This window comes from Metabacillus sp. SLBN-84 (genome assembly GCF_053629595.1).
On sequence record NZ_JBRJIP010000001.1, the window covers coordinates 3,166,666 to 3,184,585 of the forward strand.

General features: G+C 44.5%; 19 protein-coding genes. 5 read left to right on the forward strand and 14 right to left on the reverse strand.

Features of this window, described 5'->3' with window-relative positions; genetic code table 11:
* Positions 1–13: 13 nt before the first annotated feature.
* The gene (locus RKD52_RS16155; RefSeq protein ID WP_454100508.1) at positions 14–1,033 is read right to left on the reverse strand and encodes a fatty acid desaturase; all 1,020 of its coding nucleotides are present in this window, start codon (positions 1,031–1,033) and stop codon (positions 14–16) included.
* A 227-nt stretch (positions 1,034–1,260) separates the two neighbouring features.
* Between RKD52_RS16155 and RKD52_RS16160 the strand changes: the two genes are divergently transcribed.
* Complete coding sequence (locus tag RKD52_RS16160; RefSeq protein WP_454100509.1) at positions 1,261–1,749, forward strand: DinB family protein; 489 nt, start codon at positions 1,261–1,263, stop codon at positions 1,747–1,749.
* Between the two features lie 354 nt (positions 1,750–2,103).
* On the opposite strand, the gene RKD52_RS16165 is transcribed toward RKD52_RS16160, so the two are convergent.
* From RKD52_RS16165 to RKD52_RS16205, 9 genes are all read right to left on the reverse strand, one after another.
* Positions 2,104–2,604, reverse strand: coding sequence for a DoxX family protein (locus RKD52_RS16165; RefSeq protein ID WP_454101249.1), 501 nt, complete (start codon positions 2,602–2,604; stop codon positions 2,104–2,106).
* A gap of 281 nt (positions 2,605–2,885) precedes the next feature.
* Positions 2,886–3,734, reverse strand: a complete 849-nt coding sequence (locus RKD52_RS16170) for a VOC family protein (protein ID WP_454100510.1) — start codon at positions 3,732–3,734, stop codon at positions 2,886–2,888.
* Between the two features lie 226 nt (positions 3,735–3,960).
* Positions 3,961–4,611, reverse strand: a complete 651-nt coding sequence (gene sigH, locus RKD52_RS16175; RefSeq protein ID WP_029282458.1) for an RNA polymerase sporulation sigma factor SigH — start codon at positions 4,609–4,611, stop codon at positions 3,961–3,963.
* Positions 4,612–4,867: 256 nt separating this feature from the next.
* Positions 4,868–5,263 (reverse strand): hypothetical protein, encoded by a 396-nt coding sequence (locus RKD52_RS16180; protein ID WP_454100511.1) that lies wholly within the window; start codon positions 5,261–5,263, stop codon positions 4,868–4,870.
* Positions 5,264–5,283: 20 nt separating this feature from the next.
* Entirely contained in the window at positions 5,284–6,438 is a 1,155-nt protein-coding gene (locus RKD52_RS16185) for an FtsW/RodA/SpoVE family cell cycle protein (RefSeq protein ID WP_454100512.1), read from the reverse strand.
* A 41-nt stretch (positions 6,439–6,479) separates the two neighbouring features.
* Complete coding sequence (locus RKD52_RS16190) at positions 6,480–6,680, reverse strand: hypothetical protein (RefSeq protein WP_454100513.1); 201 nt, start codon at positions 6,678–6,680, stop codon at positions 6,480–6,482.
* A gap of 49 nt (positions 6,681–6,729) precedes the next feature.
* Positions 6,730–7,365, reverse strand: a complete 636-nt coding sequence (locus RKD52_RS16195) for an NUDIX hydrolase (protein ID WP_454100514.1) — start codon at positions 7,363–7,365, stop codon at positions 6,730–6,732.
* Positions 7,362–8,111 carry a hypothetical protein gene (locus RKD52_RS16200; protein WP_454100515.1) on the reverse strand — a complete coding sequence of 250 codons (750 nt, stop codon included), beginning with the start codon at positions 8,109–8,111 and terminating at the stop codon, positions 7,362–7,364. The genes RKD52_RS16195 and RKD52_RS16200 overlap by 4 nt, the downstream gene beginning before the upstream one ends.
* Positions 8,112–8,158: 47 nt before the next feature.
* Positions 8,159–9,748: a long-chain-fatty-acid--CoA ligase gene (locus tag RKD52_RS16205; RefSeq protein WP_454100516.1), complete on the reverse strand. Its 1,590-nt coding sequence runs from the start codon at positions 9,746–9,748 to the stop codon at positions 8,159–8,161.
* 295 nt (positions 9,749–10,043) lie between these two features.
* On the opposite strand from RKD52_RS16205, the gene ftsW reads away from it, so the two are divergent.
* Positions 10,044–11,219, forward strand: coding sequence for a putative lipid II flippase FtsW (gene ftsW, locus RKD52_RS16210; RefSeq protein WP_454100517.1), 1,176 nt, complete (start codon positions 10,044–10,046; stop codon positions 11,217–11,219).
* A 71-nt stretch (positions 11,220–11,290) separates the two neighbouring features.
* On the opposite strand, the gene RKD52_RS16215 is transcribed toward ftsW, so the two are convergent.
* From RKD52_RS16215 to RKD52_RS16230, 4 genes are all read right to left on the reverse strand, one after another.
* On the reverse strand, positions 11,291–11,908 hold the full coding sequence (locus RKD52_RS16215) for a DedA family protein (RefSeq protein WP_454100518.1): 618 nt from the start codon (positions 11,906–11,908) through the stop codon (positions 11,291–11,293).
* A gap of 267 nt (positions 11,909–12,175) precedes the next feature.
* Entirely contained in the window at positions 12,176–13,123 is a 948-nt protein-coding gene (locus RKD52_RS16220) for an STAS domain-containing protein (protein ID WP_454100519.1), read from the reverse strand.
* Positions 13,124–13,191: 68 nt separating this feature from the next.
* Entirely contained in the window at positions 13,192–14,049 is an 858-nt protein-coding gene (locus RKD52_RS16225; RefSeq protein WP_454100520.1) for an AraC family transcriptional regulator, read from the reverse strand.
* 75 nt (positions 14,050–14,124) lie between these two features.
* Positions 14,125–14,697, reverse strand: coding sequence for a histidine phosphatase family protein (locus RKD52_RS16230; protein WP_454100521.1), 573 nt, complete (start codon positions 14,695–14,697; stop codon positions 14,125–14,127).
* A gap of 95 nt (positions 14,698–14,792) precedes the next feature.
* Between RKD52_RS16230 and RKD52_RS16235 the strand changes: the two genes are divergently transcribed.
* The 3 genes from RKD52_RS16235 to RKD52_RS16245 are packed head-to-tail and all read left to right on the forward strand — an operon-like array spanning position 14,793 to position 17,869.
* On the forward strand, positions 14,793–15,698 hold the full coding sequence (locus RKD52_RS16235; protein WP_454100522.1) for a DoxX-like family protein: 906 nt from the start codon (positions 14,793–14,795) through the stop codon (positions 15,696–15,698).
* Positions 15,699–15,708: 10 nt separating this feature from the next.
* On the forward strand, positions 15,709–16,311 hold the full coding sequence (locus RKD52_RS16240) for a DUF4166 domain-containing protein (RefSeq protein ID WP_454100523.1): 603 nt from the start codon (positions 15,709–15,711) through the stop codon (positions 16,309–16,311).
* Positions 16,298–17,869 (forward strand): YndJ family protein, encoded by a 1,572-nt coding sequence (locus RKD52_RS16245; RefSeq protein WP_454100524.1) that lies wholly within the window; start codon positions 16,298–16,300, stop codon positions 17,867–17,869. Before RKD52_RS16240 ends, RKD52_RS16245 begins: the two co-directional genes overlap by 14 nt.
* The last annotated feature ends 51 nt before the right edge of the window (positions 17,870–17,920 follow it).

The window sequence follows — 17,920 nt, forward strand, 5'->3', positions numbered from 1 at the left end:
ATGCCATTTTCATTTATACAGTCTGACTTCTTCTCACTTTTGCGTAAGCGCGGATTTCTTTGTAGCCGACAAACTTCTTCCCCTGCTCATCCCATAAACGGAACTTTAGAGACTGAAGACTTGTTTTAAGGGTGATGGTCGGGATGTTTTGAAGCGGCTCCGTGTTTACATGCGCTTTTTCCAGGTTGTAGTTAGGGACTCTCGGGCTTAAATGGTGAACATGGTGGTAGCCGATGTTTCCTGTCAGCCACTGAAGAGGCTTTGGAAGCTTATAAAATGAGCTTCCCTCAACTGCTGCTTTCACATAATCCCAATTTTCGTCTTCTTCAAAATAAGAATCTTCAAATGTATGCTGCACGTAGAACAGCCATACTCCAAGGGAACCTGAGATCAAAAACAGCGGTGCCTGGACAAGCAAAAATGCTTCCCAGCCGATTGTCAGACACAGCACAGCAACTGCTGCGGCAATCAAGACATTTGTAAGATAGGTATTTAAACGCTCGCTGCGTCTTGCCCCTTTTTTATTAAAACGATTTTTCAAAAGAAATACATAGGTAGGTCCGAGGCCGAACATAACGAGAGGATTGCGGTATAAACGGTAGGCAATTCTGCGCCACACCGGCTCAGCAAGATACTCATCCACTGTTAAAACCCAAATATCACCGGTTCCGCGTTTGTCCAGATTTCCGCTTGTTCCGTGGTGGATGGAATGGTCGTGCTGCCACTGGCTGTAAGGAAATAGAGTTAAAACGCCAGTTATGGTTCCAACAAATTTATTTGCTTTTCTGCTTTTAAAAAACGAGTGATGACAGCAGTCATGGAAAATGATAAAAATCCGCGTCAGAAAAAAGGCGGCTACTGTCGTAAAGGCAAGCGTGAGGACATAAGAAATCTGCAGGCTCTGATAAGCCAGGATCCATAGAAGAAAAAAGGGTCCGAGTGTGTTGATCATCTGCATGATGCTTGCTTTCGTATTGGCTTTTTCATATGGAGCTACTTGTTTACGTAAGTTTTTCTGTAATTCTTTGCTCATAGTTTATTGATTCCCTTCTCAAATAAGGTACTTCAAATTATAAAGGGGTTTCAAACGTCTGTGCAGACATATGTGTCATAGACCATACATGATAAATGTCATATAGGTTTTTCCACACTTTTATATTTTTTATATTTTTTAGGAGGAAAAGAAAGATTCTGCGGAGAATTAGTTTACGAAACAGCACATATGTTCTGAAAAATACTAATTGAAACGGAGAGATGATAATGTTTGTTACCGTAGAAAATTTTCTCGCAGATTACAAAAATGAGTCGGTCTTGACTAAAAAATTGCTTGATGCCCTGACAGATGATTCTTTAAAACAGGAAACGGCTCCCGGTTACCGGACACTCGGGGAACTCGCATGGCACCTTGTGCCAAACGATTCCATGTTCAAACCGATGGGGCTGAGCATTAAAAATCCAGAAAGCAGCGAGGTGCCTGTAAGCGCTTCTGACATCGCAAAACAGTACCGGATCGGTGCAGATTCAGTCATTGAAGCTGTCAGCAAATGGGACGACGAAAAACTTCAGGAAACAAATGAAGTGTTTGGCTACGAGTGGCAAAACGGACTGACACTGTCCCTCTTCCTCAAGCATGAAATTCACCACCGCGGACAGCTGACCGTGCTGATGCGTCAGGCCGGGCTCCCTGTTTACGGCGCGTACGGACCATCTAAGGAAGAATGGGCTGGAATGAATATCCCTTCCCATTAAACAAGTACAATGGATAGTTTAACCAAAAAAATCCGAACTGCATTCCTTTTTAAATAAGGAATTTGTTCGGATTTTTTCTATTAATACTGTATCGATGCAGGATTTGTGGCGCCACTCGCCTTAGCGATGCCACTTTTCTCTGTTTCCGGCCACCATTCCTGGCGCAACTCCCCTTAGTGACGCCACTTTTCTCTGTTTCCGGCCACCATTTCTGGCGACACTCCCCTCAGTGCTGCCACTTTTCTCTGTTCCCGATCATCATTTGTGGCAGCACTCGCCATAGTGAAGCCACTTTTCTCTGTCCCGATCACCATTTCTGGCACCACTTCCTAAATACCTTTCCAGCATCCATCTTCAATGAACAGCTGCATGTTTTCTGGTCCATTTTTTATGTTTAAATTCTTTTTTAAAATAAGGCCATACCAGTCTGTCTAATCCGTAAAACCAGGCTGCAGCACCAGCCGCAATCAGGAGAAAGGCTGCTGTGTAGAGGACCGGATTGGTGCTTGTCGTGCCTGCCAGCATGAAGTTGAGATTCATAAACGCTCCGGCAAGCAATGCCGGAAGTGTTGCAAGTCCGATGATCAAGCCTATTCCGACCAGTAATTCTCCCCATGGAACAAGAATGTTAATAAGGTCTGCATTCGGGAGCGCCGCGTGCTTGAGAAATGCAGCGTACCATCCTTGAACAGCCGGGTGCTCGCCGCCTGCTTTTGCAATAGCACCTTGCAAATAGCCTGTGGCATCAAAGCCTCCTGCTATTTTCGCTATTCCTGCTTCGAGCCACTGAACCCCAAGCCAAATGCGAAGAACGGTCCAAACGATCGCCATTTTCGGTCCTCTTAACCAAGCCATCATTTCCATCTCCTCTTTGTGAAAAGTTTCACATAAGTAATTAAAAAAATATATGAGCCCTGCAAGCTGGTTGTACTCCAGAAAGTTTGTGAATTTTTTCACTAACTTTCCTTACTCTTACTATACTCCTGCACCATCAACTATTCAACCGCTTTCACAAAGTGTTCAAGATATATTTTTTTATTTAGAAAAGCAAAGCCGACCGTTCAGCCCTCACAGTCAAATTACTCCATCCCCCACAGCAAAAAAACCTCAACAGCCCAGCCGTCAAGGTTATCACATCAATATGTTAATCTGATCCGGTTTCCTGAAGGATCAGCAGTCATCACAGTGCCATCTTCAATAAACGTTTTCGCACCCATATTCTTTAACCGTGCAACAGCCTGTTCAAGTGCATCAGCATCAGGATAGATGAGTGTAAACCACTCCAGGCCGGCACTTTGAGAATCTGGTGCAGGTGCTCCTTCGCCTGCCCAAGTATTCAGGCCGAGGTGGTGATGGTAGCCGCCTGTGGACATAAACATGGCCTGTCTTCCGTACCTGGCAACGGTCTTAAATCCAAGTCCCTGATCATAAAACGCTTCCGTTTCTTTTAAGGAGGAAACATGCAGATGAACGTGTCCCATCACTGTATTTTCAGGCAAAGAAAGCCACAGTTCACCCTTCGCTTCTGCGAGCACATCTTGCGCATCAAGTGTTTCTGTTGTCATTGCCACCTGGCTGCCTTGCCAAATCCATTTGGAAGCGTCACGGTCTGAATAGATTTCAATTCCGTTTCCGTCCGGATCATTTAAGTACAGAGCCTCGCTCACTTGATGATCCGAAGCACCAAGCGGAATATTCAAGTTTACCAGGTGCTGCAGCACTCTTCCAAGGTCTGAACGATCAGGAAGAAGCAGGGCAAAATGATAAAGGCCCGTGGTTCCTTGCTGTTTGGGAGCAATGTTTGGACGCTGCTCGATTGAAAGAAGCACGTTTTTTCCATCAGCTGTAAGTTCTGCTGTGTGTTCTGTTTCATTTTGCACTTTAAACCCGATGACTTCTTTGTAAAATGCTAAAGAACGCTTTAGATCCTTTACTTTTATTCTTACTTCTCCTGTATACGTGTTTGGCGCATTATGAAAGCCCATGTTAAACCTCCTTAATTTAACTTACTTTATGTAAGTAATTATATTTTAGTAAGCGTTTAAAGTCAATTACTTATTCCATTTAAAAAGACCTGCGCTATACGCAGATCTCTATCTTTCCATCCATTATTCTCCTTTTCCATTTGTAGCGGTCAGAGTTAATCTGCAAAAAATAAAAGCATCACCGGTTAAAGTCATGCCCCCAGAATTACCTGCTATTATAGCTGTTTTATACAAGGCTGTAATCACGCATTTCCATGTATCTTTCAAGCTTTCTTTTCACCCGCTGCAGAGCATTGTCAATGGATTTGACATGCTTGTTCAACTCTTCTGAAATTTCAACATATGATTGTCCGTCCATATAGAGGGCGAGCACTTTTCGTTCAAGATCACTTAGCATTTCAGCCATTTTCATTTCGATATCCAGCGCTTTTTCCTGATTGATGATTAGGGCAGCCGGATCCATTGTTTTTGTTCCGGGAATCACATCGAGCAGCGTATGGTTATCATCTTCAAACAGGGGCTTGTACAAAGAGACATAGGAATTAAGAGGGGTGTGCTTCTGACGCGTCGCTGTTTTGATCGCTGTAATGATTTGTCTTGTAATGCACAATTCTGCAAAAGCCTTGAATGATGCCTGCTTGTCCACTTTAAAATCACGGATTGCTTTATAGAGGCCGATCATGCCTTCCTGCACAATATCCTCTCTTTCACCGCCGATTAAAAAGTAGCGGCTCGCTTTTGCACGGACGAAATTGCGGTATTTGCTGATTAAAAAGTCGGTCGATTCTGAATCTCCTTTTTGAACGAGCTCAAGCAATACTTCATCTGGCAAGTCAGCATAATTCTCAATTTTCCTCGCTTCTAATGTAACACTCATACAGATCCCTCCGCAGACTTCGTGATGATGATGGTGGTCCCTATCCAAAAACTAGCAACAATGAGTATGATTATAATAACCCAGATAGAACCTTAAAGATATTCAAAGTTATCGACTCTTGTTTACAGCGGGAGCCATAAAAATAGAAAACAAGGCAAGAATTGATAAAAAAGCTGTCGAATGGTGCTGAACAAAAGGATGAAATGTCGCTATTTTGTATACGAAAGAGGTTTAGAGAGTGTATTTTGTGAAATTTTCACTTGAATGAACGATTTTTTCTTTTGTTTCTGTAAGGCATTGTCTGACTCATTCTCCGTTTAGAAGGCTGTGGCTTCCGGCCGGGAAAGAGCAGCCAGTACATGTTTTTTCCGGCTGCATTTATTCCGTGATACACAAGTCCGCCGAGTAGAACAAAGAAAATAAAAGCAATGGAAGCCCAGATATCCCAAATGCCGAGACCGTCGTCAAAGTTTGACCTCTCCATAATCATGCCGAGAAAATACATGCAGCATATGGCGATTATGGAGAAAAACACACTTCCAAAGTGATCTCCAAGAGAAACTGATTCATACGCCATAAAGCCTGAAAACAGCAGCATACAGAAAAGAACCATGAAAATAAAGATCTTCATGATACCCAGGACGATTTTCATAACGAACCTCTTTTCCCGATCTACGAATCAAAAAAATATTTCTTATTGCGGAAGCTGATGCTGAACACAAGTCCGATTGCGAGCATGTTGCTGATCATCGAGCTTCCGCCGTAACTGATGAACGGCAGCGGTATCCCTGTGATCGGCAAAAGTCCGATTGTCATTCCCGCATTCTGAAAAACGTGAAACGCAATCATGGAAATGACTCCTGTACAAACGTAGGAGGAAAACGGATCTTTGACATCCAGCGATAAACTGACAATCCTGTAGATCAGCAGAAAATAGAGGCTGATCACAAAGCTTGCACCGGCAAAGCCGTATTTTTCGCCAATGACACTGAAAATAAAATCAGTGTGCCCCTCAGGGAGATGGACATTTCCAAGCCCCGCTTCTTTGCCCGTAATCAATCCTGATCCAATGGCAAGCATGGATTGATACAGGTGATAGCCTTCTCCGTCCCTGAATGTCTCAGGATCAAGCCAGGCATAAATTCTGCCCAACTGATACTGCCTGACACCGATGATGCTGAGCATGTCCGGCTGAAAGACGATGAGATAGATGATCAAACTTCCGGCTGAGAGCATGAACAGAAAGATGGGGACAATCAGTTTCCATGTGATGCCCGAAACGAGCATCATTCCGCTGAAAATAGCCAGCAGGACAAGCGATGTTCCCAAATCAGGCTGCTGCATGATGATGGCAATAAGGGCAAACGTTGCCAGCAGCATTTTTCCAAACAGCTGCAGATCGCTCTTCCAGTCGCTGAATACCACTTTTTCATGATGAGTTGAAATGAGATGGCTGAGGGTAAGTATCAAAGCAATCTTCGACAGTTCTGAGGGCTGGAGCGAAACGCTGCCTGCTATCTGAAACCAGCTTTTCGCCCCATTGACCGGCCTTGCAATAGATTCCGGCGCCACAATAAGAAAGAGTAAAAGGAGCATCGCAAAACCATAGGCAAACCATTGAATCCGCTGTATTTGCTCCATATCAAAATACATCACTGTTAAAATGATGATGCATCCGACTATATACCACGCAATCTGTTTCATGAGGAAATTTTCGTTATACTGCCCAAATTCCTGAGCCGAGCTGATTGAGATAAAACTGATGATGGAAAACAGGAAAATGATAAAGACAAGACTAAAATCAAAAGGATGTTCGTTTTTCTCCATACTTTGCAAATCCTTTCGCATGCAGAGCTGTTTCGATTCTGTCAGTACGACGTACCGCACTTACCGCAGTCTCTTTTACCGGGTGCATTTATAAAATTCCCAGTCTGAGCTATGGCAGTTCCGCAGCCCGGGCATATAACCGGCTTCACATCATAGAGCTGGTCCATTACTTTTCTGCCAAAATAAAACACCGGAATGGCCGGAACTACTACACTTAATATGACAGCCCACATTGGAATCATTTTCATACACCTCCCTATCATTACATACGAACATTCAAGATAAAAAGTTTCAAAGAACACCAGCCATTTTTTGCTCAATCAGCGCTAAAACCCTCTTATAATAGGAATCTTCATGAGGAACAAATCGTTCCATCCCTGCTGTCAGCTGTTTATCATTCCTGCTCTCATCCGGATTCTCTTCAAACCCCTCCATGACAATTTCTTTTCTGACTCCTTCAATCAGCTCTTTAAATGCGGCCAGTTCTGTTCTGTAAATCCCTGATACTTCTTCTTTCTGCAGAACAAAGTCAGAGCTTGTTCCATGAAACGAATACAGAAAGACATGGGCAATTTCATTATCGCGCAGTTCACCTCTTGTTACAGAATAATCAATGATATCCAGTAATTTCAGCTCTGAAAACATCAGACTGACACCGATCTCTTCCTCGACCTCTCTAATGCCGTCCTTTACAGATTCATCTGCCAGCAAATGTCCGGCGGCTGTAATATCGAGCATGTCAGGATAATCTTTTTTATTTGCACTTCGAAGCTGAAAATAAAGAAAGATTTTCCCTTTCTCTTCCCCAGCAAACCAGCAGTGAAAGGTTTCATGCCAATAGCCTTTTCTATGTATTTCTTCCCGCGGTGCCGTACCAATGGGCTCTCTTTTCTCATTGAATATGCGAAGCAGTTCCTGTTCCATCATTTTTCTCCTGTCATTTTTTCATAGATTGAGAGGGCCTCTATCACGAATGCCTCATCATACCCGGTTTTTGCGCAAATTCTGTCTGCCCATTCTTCAAGGGAATCTGCATCCCTGTCATGCACCAAACCGGAGTTTGTGCTTAAGAAGCTTTTCCAGTCATAAAACTCCCAGTGTGCGGTTTCTCCAGGCAGCTGCACGCGTGTCTCAACGAGCGGCTTAGGGTGAATGGTATTTTGGGAATGCTCGGCTGCAGCAAGAAACTCATTCCGATCAAGCGGTGCCGTCTGATAGATCTGGGATGAGTGTTTTCCGTTCGGGCGGTGGTAGGTGACCTTGACCCCTTCACCCGCAGGCTCCGCTGAGATTTCTGCACCCGGAAAATACTCTTTCAATCGTGCATTTGTAAACTGTTCGTCATCCGTGTCTATTAAAATCGGCATGAGCCACTGATCCCCGAGATCACACAGGAAGCGTCTTCCATTTTGATCGCGTGCTATAACCGCACCGTGGTCCAGGCCAATCGGATACGCTTCAACTCCCGCCCTGTCGAATTCATCAAGAAGCCAGATGGACAAATCAAAGCAATTGCCTGAGATGCCGTACTGCTCCCTGTGCTCTTTCATCTCTGAAAGGGATCGCTGTTTTTTCCGGCCTGCTCTCCTGTGGTGCCAGACCTTGGTGAGTGTTTCCATCGGAAAATCGTCAAATTTTCTCCATACTTGTATGATTTCGTTCGGTGCTTTCATTTTTTCCCTCCTAAAAAAGAACCAGGCTGCCCTGGTTCTTGGATGTCTCAATTGACAAATTTCTCTTTTTCTCTCCAAAATTCCTTCCTCAGATGCACTTTTTGAATTTTTCCTGAGGCGGTTTTAGGCAGCTCGTCTGCAAATATGACTCTTGTAGGTGCCTTGAAGTGAGCCAGTTTGCTGCGTGAGAAGGCAATCAGTTCTTCTTCACTTGTGAGAAGCCCTTCTTTAATGACAACGATGGCAAGCGGCGTTTCTCCCCACTTTTCGTGAGGCACGGAGATAACGGCAGCTTCCTGCACTGCAGGATGATCATATAAGACTCCTTCAACTTCAATCGACGAAATGTTTTCGCCTCCGCTTATAATAATATCTTTTTTCCTGTCGGCAATTTCAATATTTCCTTCTTCATCAACCACTGCCATATCCCCTGTAAAATACCAGCCGTCCCGGATGACTTCCGCCGTTCCTTCCGGGTTGTTCCAGTACCCTTCCATAACGCCGTTTCCGCGGACTGCCACTTCCCCGATCACGCGGCCATTGTGCTGCACTTCTTCACCGGTTTCGGTGAAAACACGCACGTCACTGCCTATAAACGAATAGCCTGCTTTTGCTTTTAAACGGTATTTTGCTTCAGGCTCCAAGTGCTTTTGAGTATCCCGGATGATGGACGTCGTAATGAGAGGGGAAGCCTCAGTCATGCCATACACCTGGATAAATTCCCACTGCATCTCTTCTTCCACTCTTTTGACAAAAGCAGGAGGAGGGGCAGAGCCTGCGACAACAATTCTCATTTCCTGCCGCGGTTTTTCATAGCCATGGGCATCTGCATATTGCAAAAGACTGTTTAAGACCGTCGGTGCCATATGCATGACCGTTACTCCATAGGCATTGATCTTTTTAAAGATGTCTGCAGGCTGTACTTTCCGCAGGCAAACCTGTACTGCCCCATTTGCCGTGTAGTAAAAAGGAGATCCCCACCCGTTTACATGAAACATCGGGAGCACGTGCAGCAGCACATCTCTGTCAGATACTCTTAGATGATGCATAGAGGTCAGCGCATGCAGGTAATTACTGCGGTGAGTCAGCATGACACCTTTAGGTTTGCCGGTCGTTCCGCTTGTATATAAAAGAGTGGCGAGGTCCTCTTCATCCATTTCCGGACGGCCGATATCACTGCTTTCGTAGTAACTGAGCCATTCCTCATAAGCAAACGTATCGTCATTCCCCGTTTCAAGCCCGTGGACAAGAATGGATTTAACCGTTTTCAATTGGTCCCGCACCGGCTCTATTTGAGCATATAATTCTTGATCAACAAATAATACTTTTGTTTCACTGTGATTTAAAATGTACACATAATCATCCGGAATCAGCCGTGTATTCAGAGGCACCATCACAGCCCCAAGCTGAAGGACTCCATAAAAACCCTCATACATCTCAGATGAATTCGGCGCAAGATACGCCACACGGTCCCCTTTTTGCACCCCTAAATCTGCAAGTCCCCGTGAAAGCCGGTTTACCCTTTCTCCAACCTGTGCATATGTAAATTCTTTCCCATCATCAATGATGGCTGTCTTCTCCCCATATAGCTTTACAGCCCGATCCAAAAAATCTGTCAGCAGCAAAGGCACCTTCATCGTCCGCATCCCCTTTGTCTAAATATTCACTATTTTACACTGCTAGTATACCACAAGTACTAAAATGTGTTATATAACAAGGGTTCAGCCTCAATCGAAATTGAAAGAAAATCCATCATCCTGACTAATATCACAAAAATTCCTTTCAAATTGATTTCACTCCACACAATTTCCTAAAATGCCGTCCCTCCGTGCCGATACAAAAGAAGGATAAGTTTTTTTTATAAACATGTTATTTTAGAGACGTTTATGGGTATACAATCTTGGTCATTATGAAACCTTAAGGAGCTGCACCATGTTCATCAGAATTTTAAAATCCTACGATTATTCTTTGATTGCCGCTGTATTTGCTCTGAGTGCTTTCGGCCTTGTCATGGTATACAGCTCAAGTATGATTACATCCATCCTGCGGTACGAGGTAACGAGCAGCTATTTCTTTCAAAAGCAGAGTCTGTCCCTTTTGATCGGAATAGCGGCGTTTATTGTCATTGCACTCTTGCCATATAAGCTGTTTCTTCAGAAAAGGATCATCAAACTTTTATTTTATGGGACCATCGGGTCTTTGCTCGTTGTTTTTGTTTTCGGCCATACGGCCGGCAATGCCCAGAGCTGGATCAAGCTTGGAGGAATGGCCATTCAGCCTGCTGAATTTGCCAAGATGTGGGTCATCATTTACCTGTCAGCCCTGCTTGCTAAAAAACAGCGGTACATGGATGATTTCGGTCATGCCATTCTGCCTCCCGTCATTTTTGTCGTAATTGTATTTGTGCTTATCCTGATTCAGCCTGATTTCGGGACGGCTCTGATCCTTCTGCTGAACGCATTCATTGTTCTTCTGTGCTCGGGAATGACGCTTAGGAGTTTTATAAGACTTTTCGTATTTTCCATTGCGGCTGCAGGTCTCGGCCTTTTGCTTTTATTTGTGTCGGATAAACTGGCAGACGTGTTTTCACCCGAGAGGATCTCAAGGTTTACTGGGTTTATGGATCCTTTTGAAAATATGGCCGATTCCGGCTATCAGCTTGTCAGCTCCTATTTTGCCATCAGCAGCGGAGGTGTTGCGGGGCTTGGTCTAGGAAACAGCATTCAAAAATACGGGTATCTCCCAGAAAGCCATACTGACTTCATCATGGCGGTCATCAGTGAAGAGTTAGGGATAACAGGGGTCCTGATCGTTATTGGACTTCTTGCTTTTATTGTTTTAAAAGGATTTTTCATAAGCAGATCGTGCAAAGATCCATTCGGTTCGCTGCTTGCCATCGGCATTTCTTCTATGATTGGCATTCAGTCTGTCATTAACCTCGGTGCCGTTGCAGGGCTTCTGCCGATAACCGGCGTGACTCTGCCTTTTGTCAGCTATGGGGGTTCATCCCTTATTCTGCTTTGCATAGCTGCCGGAATGCTTGTGAATATTTCCATGATGAATACATTTAAGGAGACGTACCAAAAAGAGAATAAAGCGGCAGCTTAACCTGAAATGCGGTACCGCCCGTTTAGACCATCAAAAAAAAGCCAGATCCTCAATGGATCTGGCTTTTCCTGTTAACTCGTCCGATTTGTCATTCTCTTGCGCACAAACCAAATGATTACCGCAACAGCTGCGACTCCGAGCACAGCGTAGATCACGGATGAATAAACACCTACGTACTCATTAATCTTCGGCCATGCTTCGCCTAGGGAAGCTCCAAGCAGCACAAGGGCTATGTTCCAGATCAGGGTTCCGGCAGTCGTGAAAATCAGGAACTTTACAAAATTCATATTGGACATCCCGGCCGGAATAGAAATAAGGCTTCGGAGCAGCGGAACCATCCGGCAGAAAAAGACGGTCCAAATCCCGTATTTGTCAAACCAGGCATCAGCCCGGTGCACATCTTTTTTCTTTACCCGAAGAATATGCCCCCACTTGTCGATGATTTTTTCAAGGCGCTCAACGTCAAGCTGAAGGCCGATCCAGAACAGGATGACCGCACCGACCACAGATCCTGCTGTGGCAGCAAGGATGACACCCGGAATCGTCAAATCCGAATTGGTTGTCATAAATCCTCCAAAAGGCAAAACAACCTCAGAAGGAATGGGAGGGAAAATATTTTCAAGTGCAATCATCAAAAATATGCCAAAATATCCGTACTGCTCCATAAAATCTGTAATCCAGTTTTCCAAAGCGGCTGCTCCTCTCGTGAAGCTTTTTTGGTAAAATTCTTCCCTGTGCATCACCTTTTAAAACGTCAGAACAAAAGCGCAAGCGCCAAGGCCCGCTCCGATAGGCAGAAAAGTCCGGGTTTGATTTTTTTGACGGATTTGTTCTGACAGAGGATCTAGGCGCTTACGCTTGCCGAGGATAACATTATTATATTATCCACAACCTTATACTCTATAATTTCCTTAACGATTAGAAAAATAGCACCTCTATAAAGAGATGCCGTTTTTTCAGTCAACCTGCTCAAAACCAATTGATTTCAGCGCAAGATGGAGGCTTGAATACGATTCTGTTCCTTTGAAATCAAGTCCCAGGCTAGTCATCGTCTGGGCAATCTCAGGGCGGATCCCGCTGAGTTTTGTATCAACACCAAGAAGTGAGAGGGCATCGAGCACTTTGAAGATTTGATTGGCAACCATTGTATCGATAACCGGAACACCTGATAAATCAATGATCAAATATTCATAGCCGCACTCAGCGCTCTTTGTTAAAGCAACGTCCATTAACACCTGGGCACGCTGTGTATCAAGATCTCCTATCAGCGGAAGAACGCCTGTTTTTTCAGAAACATTCACAATCGGCACAGATAATTCATCTACCGCACTTTTGGCCGAATCAATGTTAGCTGAATAGCTTTTCATGTAAAAGACGCTGATTAAATGAATAGCGTGGTCCACTACGTAATCAAACGCTGAAAGCAGCAAATAAAACTCATCTAAAGATAGATTATCTGCAGAAGCCTGATCCTTGATCATTTCTCCGATAAGATCTCTGTAGAATCTGATTTCCTCAACAGCAAGATCAAGGGGAAACTGAATCATAACCAGAAGATTAGCCGTCTCTCTTCCCCAATTATTAATCAGACCAACCGCATTCTCTTTTGGAAGTGTTAACGCTTCTGCATAAACATCAATCAGCTTGTTTCTCCACTCCGCCAGTTCAGCAGTATTCGATTGAATGCTGTTTGGGTATTGGATCGTTCTTTCTTTTTTAATGGCATTTATTAAGGTTTGTTTTTCATCTATAACTTTTTCATTTATTTTTTTAAGGGTCTCTTGTAAATTGTTTTTCGTTTGCATGGTTCTCCTTTCCAAAACAATGTTCTTTTTATAAGGATAGTACGTTTCAGTAAGAATCTCAAACCATTTATGCCAATTGGCTTTAAAAAATATTACCATCTAAGGCATATCCCTGCGTATTCATGTAACGCAAAAAACACTCGATCACGAGTGTTTTTTGTCATGTCTTATTTTTTAACCGGTATCCAAATTTCTGAATAATAGTCGCTGCTGTATGCATCACCTTCGGTATAAACTTCAAGATCCGGGGTTCCTGCATGTTCATACCCGCTAGCCGGAAACCACTCTGAATAGATTTTTTTCCACGCCTCCTGCATCGCACCTGGCATCGCGCCTCTTACTTCAAAGATCACCCATTTTGAAGCAGGGACGGCCGCTGAAGCGAGTCCTTCCGGCGTTTCGCCGCTGTAGCTGCACGCCGCCCAATACGTCATCATACTGTCAGGACCCGGTTCACATATTCCCATGATTCCTTTCACACCGCCGTTATTCAGCGCAAGCAGCCTGTCATTCGTTCCGTTCTCATGAATGTCTTTCCACAATTGCGGAATCCCGATGAGATTCTCCCCATTTACACAGGAAAAGCTTCTCTTTACTCCAATCACAGGAAAACTCTCTCTTTCTTCCACTCTGTACTTCATCGGATCTGCTCCTTTCAAACTCACCTGAATCACCAGGCGGCTGTAGCTTGTAAAACGGCATGAGGCTTTTTTAGCTTCGCTCGGAGAAATTCCGTGCTGTCTTCTGAAAGCCTTCGCAAACGATTCAGGAGTGTCATAGCCATATTTCAAAGCAAGATCAATGACTTTTGCGCTGCCATGCGCAAGGTCATGCGCTGCGAGAGTCAGCCTTCTCCTCCGAATATACTCGCCGACTGTTGAATCTGTCAAAATGGCAAACGTCCGCTGAAAATGAAAGACTGACGCATTGGCGGCAGCCGCAATATCTTCAATGGCAAGCTCTTCAAGCATATGGTCTTCCATGTAATTAATCGCGTTTTGAATCGACTCTGTCCATGATGGCATATGACTCACCTCCTGACTTTATTTTACAGGCATCCAGCTGCAGCTTCCTGTCTTTTTCTGCTTTTAGATGACAGGTTAAAGGTGCTTCGTGCAGTTGTACAGCTCACAGGACCAGCCCTTTTCCCCTTTAATCAGGGTAGAAACAGAGGTATTATTCAGAGCTTCCTTCATCTCAAACTGAGGGACGAGCTGTTTAAGAAAGTGGGCTATGAAGAGGCCGTGACTGACGATCAGAATGTTCTTATCAGGGTGTTCATTCAGCAGGTCTTCCAAAAACTCTTTGCCTCTTTTTATGACAGCATCGGTCTTTTCAATGCCAAGATCAAGACCGCGCCATCCCTCTCCCCACTTTTCCAGACGTTCAGCTTCGGTCGTTCCTTCAATGAGTCCCCCATTTACTTCAACTAAACGATCATCAAATATAATCGGCAGATCCCCAAGCTTTACTGAGACACATTCTGCTGTCTGCCTTGCTCTTTTCAGCGGGCTTGCATAGATCAGATCCCATTCTTCTTCACCCAGCCTGTCTGCAAGCTTCTGCGCTTCTTCCATGCCATTTTCATCAAGCGGAATATCTGAGCTGCCCTGAGCTCTTCTTTCAACATTCCAAGCGGTTCTCCCGTGGCGTATAATTCCTATTTGTGTCATTTACGTCCAGCCCCTTTGTAAAAATGTGGACAAAATCTCTAAATCTCTCATTTATCCGTCTATGAATATGATACTCTAAAAAAGAGGTGAATACGATGAAAAACAAGCCGGTCTATGTGGAAATTCCTATAGAAGCGGATATGAATAAACTATGGGACGCCACGCAGTCTCCCGACTTGCATGCACGATGGGATCTCCGGTTTTCCTCTATTACATATCTTCCTAAAAAAGAAGAAAGCGAGCCCCAGCATTTCAAGTACAAAACCAATATTGGTATTGGCATGAGCATAAAAGGATTCGGAAAAAGCGCCGGGGAATTTCACGCCGGAGACGGGTCGAGAACCTCCTCCCTGCATTTTGGAACGGATCAGAAACGGTCTTTGATCAGGGAAGGTAGAGGTTATTGGAAATACAAGCCAAATCAAGAAAACATCACATTTTTGACCCAATATGACTATGATGTCAGATTTGGCAAAGCCGGAACTTTTTTTGACAAAATGTTGTTCAGACCGATGATCGGCTGGGCAACCGCATTAAGCTTTGATGTGTTAAGAAGGTGGCTAGTAAAAGGGGAGACTCCTGAGAGCCAGTACCTCCGTTTTTTCAGCGTCTGGGTGATTTCGTTCCTTTTCTTCTTTGTCTGGACATACCACGGGGCTGTCCCAAAGCTGTTCTTCCAGCACCCTGAAGAAATCGGAATGGCTGAAAAGCTGCTGGAGATGCCATTTAAGGAAGCAGCCCGGTTAACTGCAGGTATTGGAATCGCTGAAATCTTATTTGGATGCCTGTGGCTGTTCCCGCTTAAAAAGAGATGGCTGTTCGGGATCCAGCTTCTTGCTTTCCCGATGCTTGCTCTGTCTGCCGCTCTAGCAGACCCGGGTGTCCTTACTCATCCTTTTACACCAATTACATTTAATGCAGCGCTTTTTGTCCTGTCGGGAATCGGCTTTTTTCAAAGCAGAGACGTGCCTTCAGCAAAGAGCTGCAGTCGAAAAAGATAAGGAGAAACAGATGGCCATTTATCAGCAAGTATTAGGAGAAGACTATCACCGTCTGCACCCTGCTCTAAAGCAAAGATATCAGTTTCCGTTCAGGGGGAGCGGGATGATGCATCAAATAACAGGGGGCCCGAAATGGCTGTATCCGCTCTTCTTAGGCGGAGTCGCATACAAGCTTCTTTTTCCTGAAAAAGGAGAGAACATTCCGTTTACGATTGTGAATTCTATGAGAACCGGCACGGGCGGTGAACAGCAGGTTCATTGGGAGAGAGTGTTTTATTTCCCAGGCAAAAAGAGGTGGTTTAACGCTTTGATGAGCCTGGACGGTGAACGGAACGTCATCAAAGATTACTTGGGCGAACCGGGCCTGTTTTACTCTGATTTAACGTTTCATGTTACGGACTGCGGAAACCTCAGGATTGAGTCCGGAAATCAAAGGCTTGTCATCGGAAAGCTTGAGATACCCCTGCCTAAGATCCTGCAGGGTCTGGCATCTGTTACTGAATCGTTCGATGAAACGAAAGGGATCTTTACCATCCGGGTAGAAGTGACAAATCCGCTGATCGGTCCTGTATTTTCCTATGAAGGAGAGTTTGTTTCTGATGAACGTTTATAAATCTGCCTTATTATGCGGCTTGATGTTTTTGCTCGCAGCCGCTTTTCACGAAGGGCCCTGGTATTATCTGCTTCTTACTGCAGCCCAGCTTGTCTACGTCCCCCTCGTCCTCCAGCTTGTCATGCAAAAAGAGGACTGGTTTTACAAACTTTATAAATGGATCGCACCTTTCGGGTTTGGCTCCGTTCTTCTCCTGCATATTCTGGGTCCGTCACCGGCTGATCCAATCCTTGCAGGTATGTATCTGCTTTTTACCGTCCTTGTCGCAAGTTACGGCATTACGCGTTTTCTAAAAAGGGGATTTGTCCGGTTTGAGGAGTTTTCCATCGACATGGGCCTGATTTCATTAATGATCGGGGGCGGATGGTTTTTTGCCCATATTGCTGGAATTGAAACGGGATTCTCTCCAATCATCACGTGGCTGACGGGCATTCATTTTCACTACTCTTCCTTTTTGCTTCCGATTTTTGCAGGATTTCTCGGAAGAATTTTAAAAGGGACAGTTTACCGGGCTGCAGTCAGTATCCTGATTATTTCACCTGGCATCGTGGCTGCAGGCATTGCTTTTTCAGTATGGCTGGAGCTTTTTTCAGTAGTTCTATACATCACCGGAATTTATGCGCTTATCTGGCTTTCTTTTAAAGCAGACATTCCAGGTGGTAAATGGCTCATTCGCCTCTCCTTCCTATCTCTTGGAATCACCATCCTGTTTTCTCTTGCATACGCATCAGGCAATGCTTTCGGCGAATATGCCGTTTCCATAGACTTCATGCTGAAGTTTCATGGCGTGTTAAATGGGGGGGGCTTTGCATTGGCTGGAGTGATCGGTTGGCATTTATTTAAGCCTGCACCTGCAGCGCTGCCTTCCTTCCCTGTAAGCAAAATACGCGGAAGACAGCATGTGGCGGATCTCGCAGCTGAGGCTCAGATTCATCAGGGGCTTGTTGATGATATGAAAATTTACGGGACTGGCCCTATTCCTGAAACCATCGTTGACTTTTATGAGCATACGAAAGAATACAGCCTGTTTGCTGAAGTTCACTGGCATCGCTGGTTCAAACCTTTTGCGTATATCTATCATCTTATCAGCAGCCGCACAGAACAAATCCATTTACCGCTTTCCTCTGACCCAAAAGAAATGACCGGCGGTATTTATACGGTAAAAGAGGGCCTTGACGGAAGAAAATCTGTTAGAGCATGGCATAGACAAATTGACGGAAAAACGGTTTTTCTTGCCCTTTATTCCTATCATCAGAAAGACGGCGAGACCTATATGAATATTGCGCTCCCTCTGCCCGGATGCTCTATGATCGGTATACTCGAACTCCATAAAGCTTTAGATGCCCTGCTTCTGACAAGCAGAAAACAGAACCCTTCCTCTGATGCAGGCATCTATCTCGCCTGGAAAGATCACTTGTTCAAGCTTCCCTTTGATGAGGTTTTCAGAGTAGAAGAGACTGAAAAGGGAAAGCTTGCAGCCATTCATCAGATGAAAATAGCCCGCCTCCCTTTTTTAACAATCCGCTACAACATTTCTAAAAATGAGGGCTCCTTTTAAAAGACGGCTTTCCAGGACAAAAACAGCCTTCATGCATGTGAAGGCTGTTTT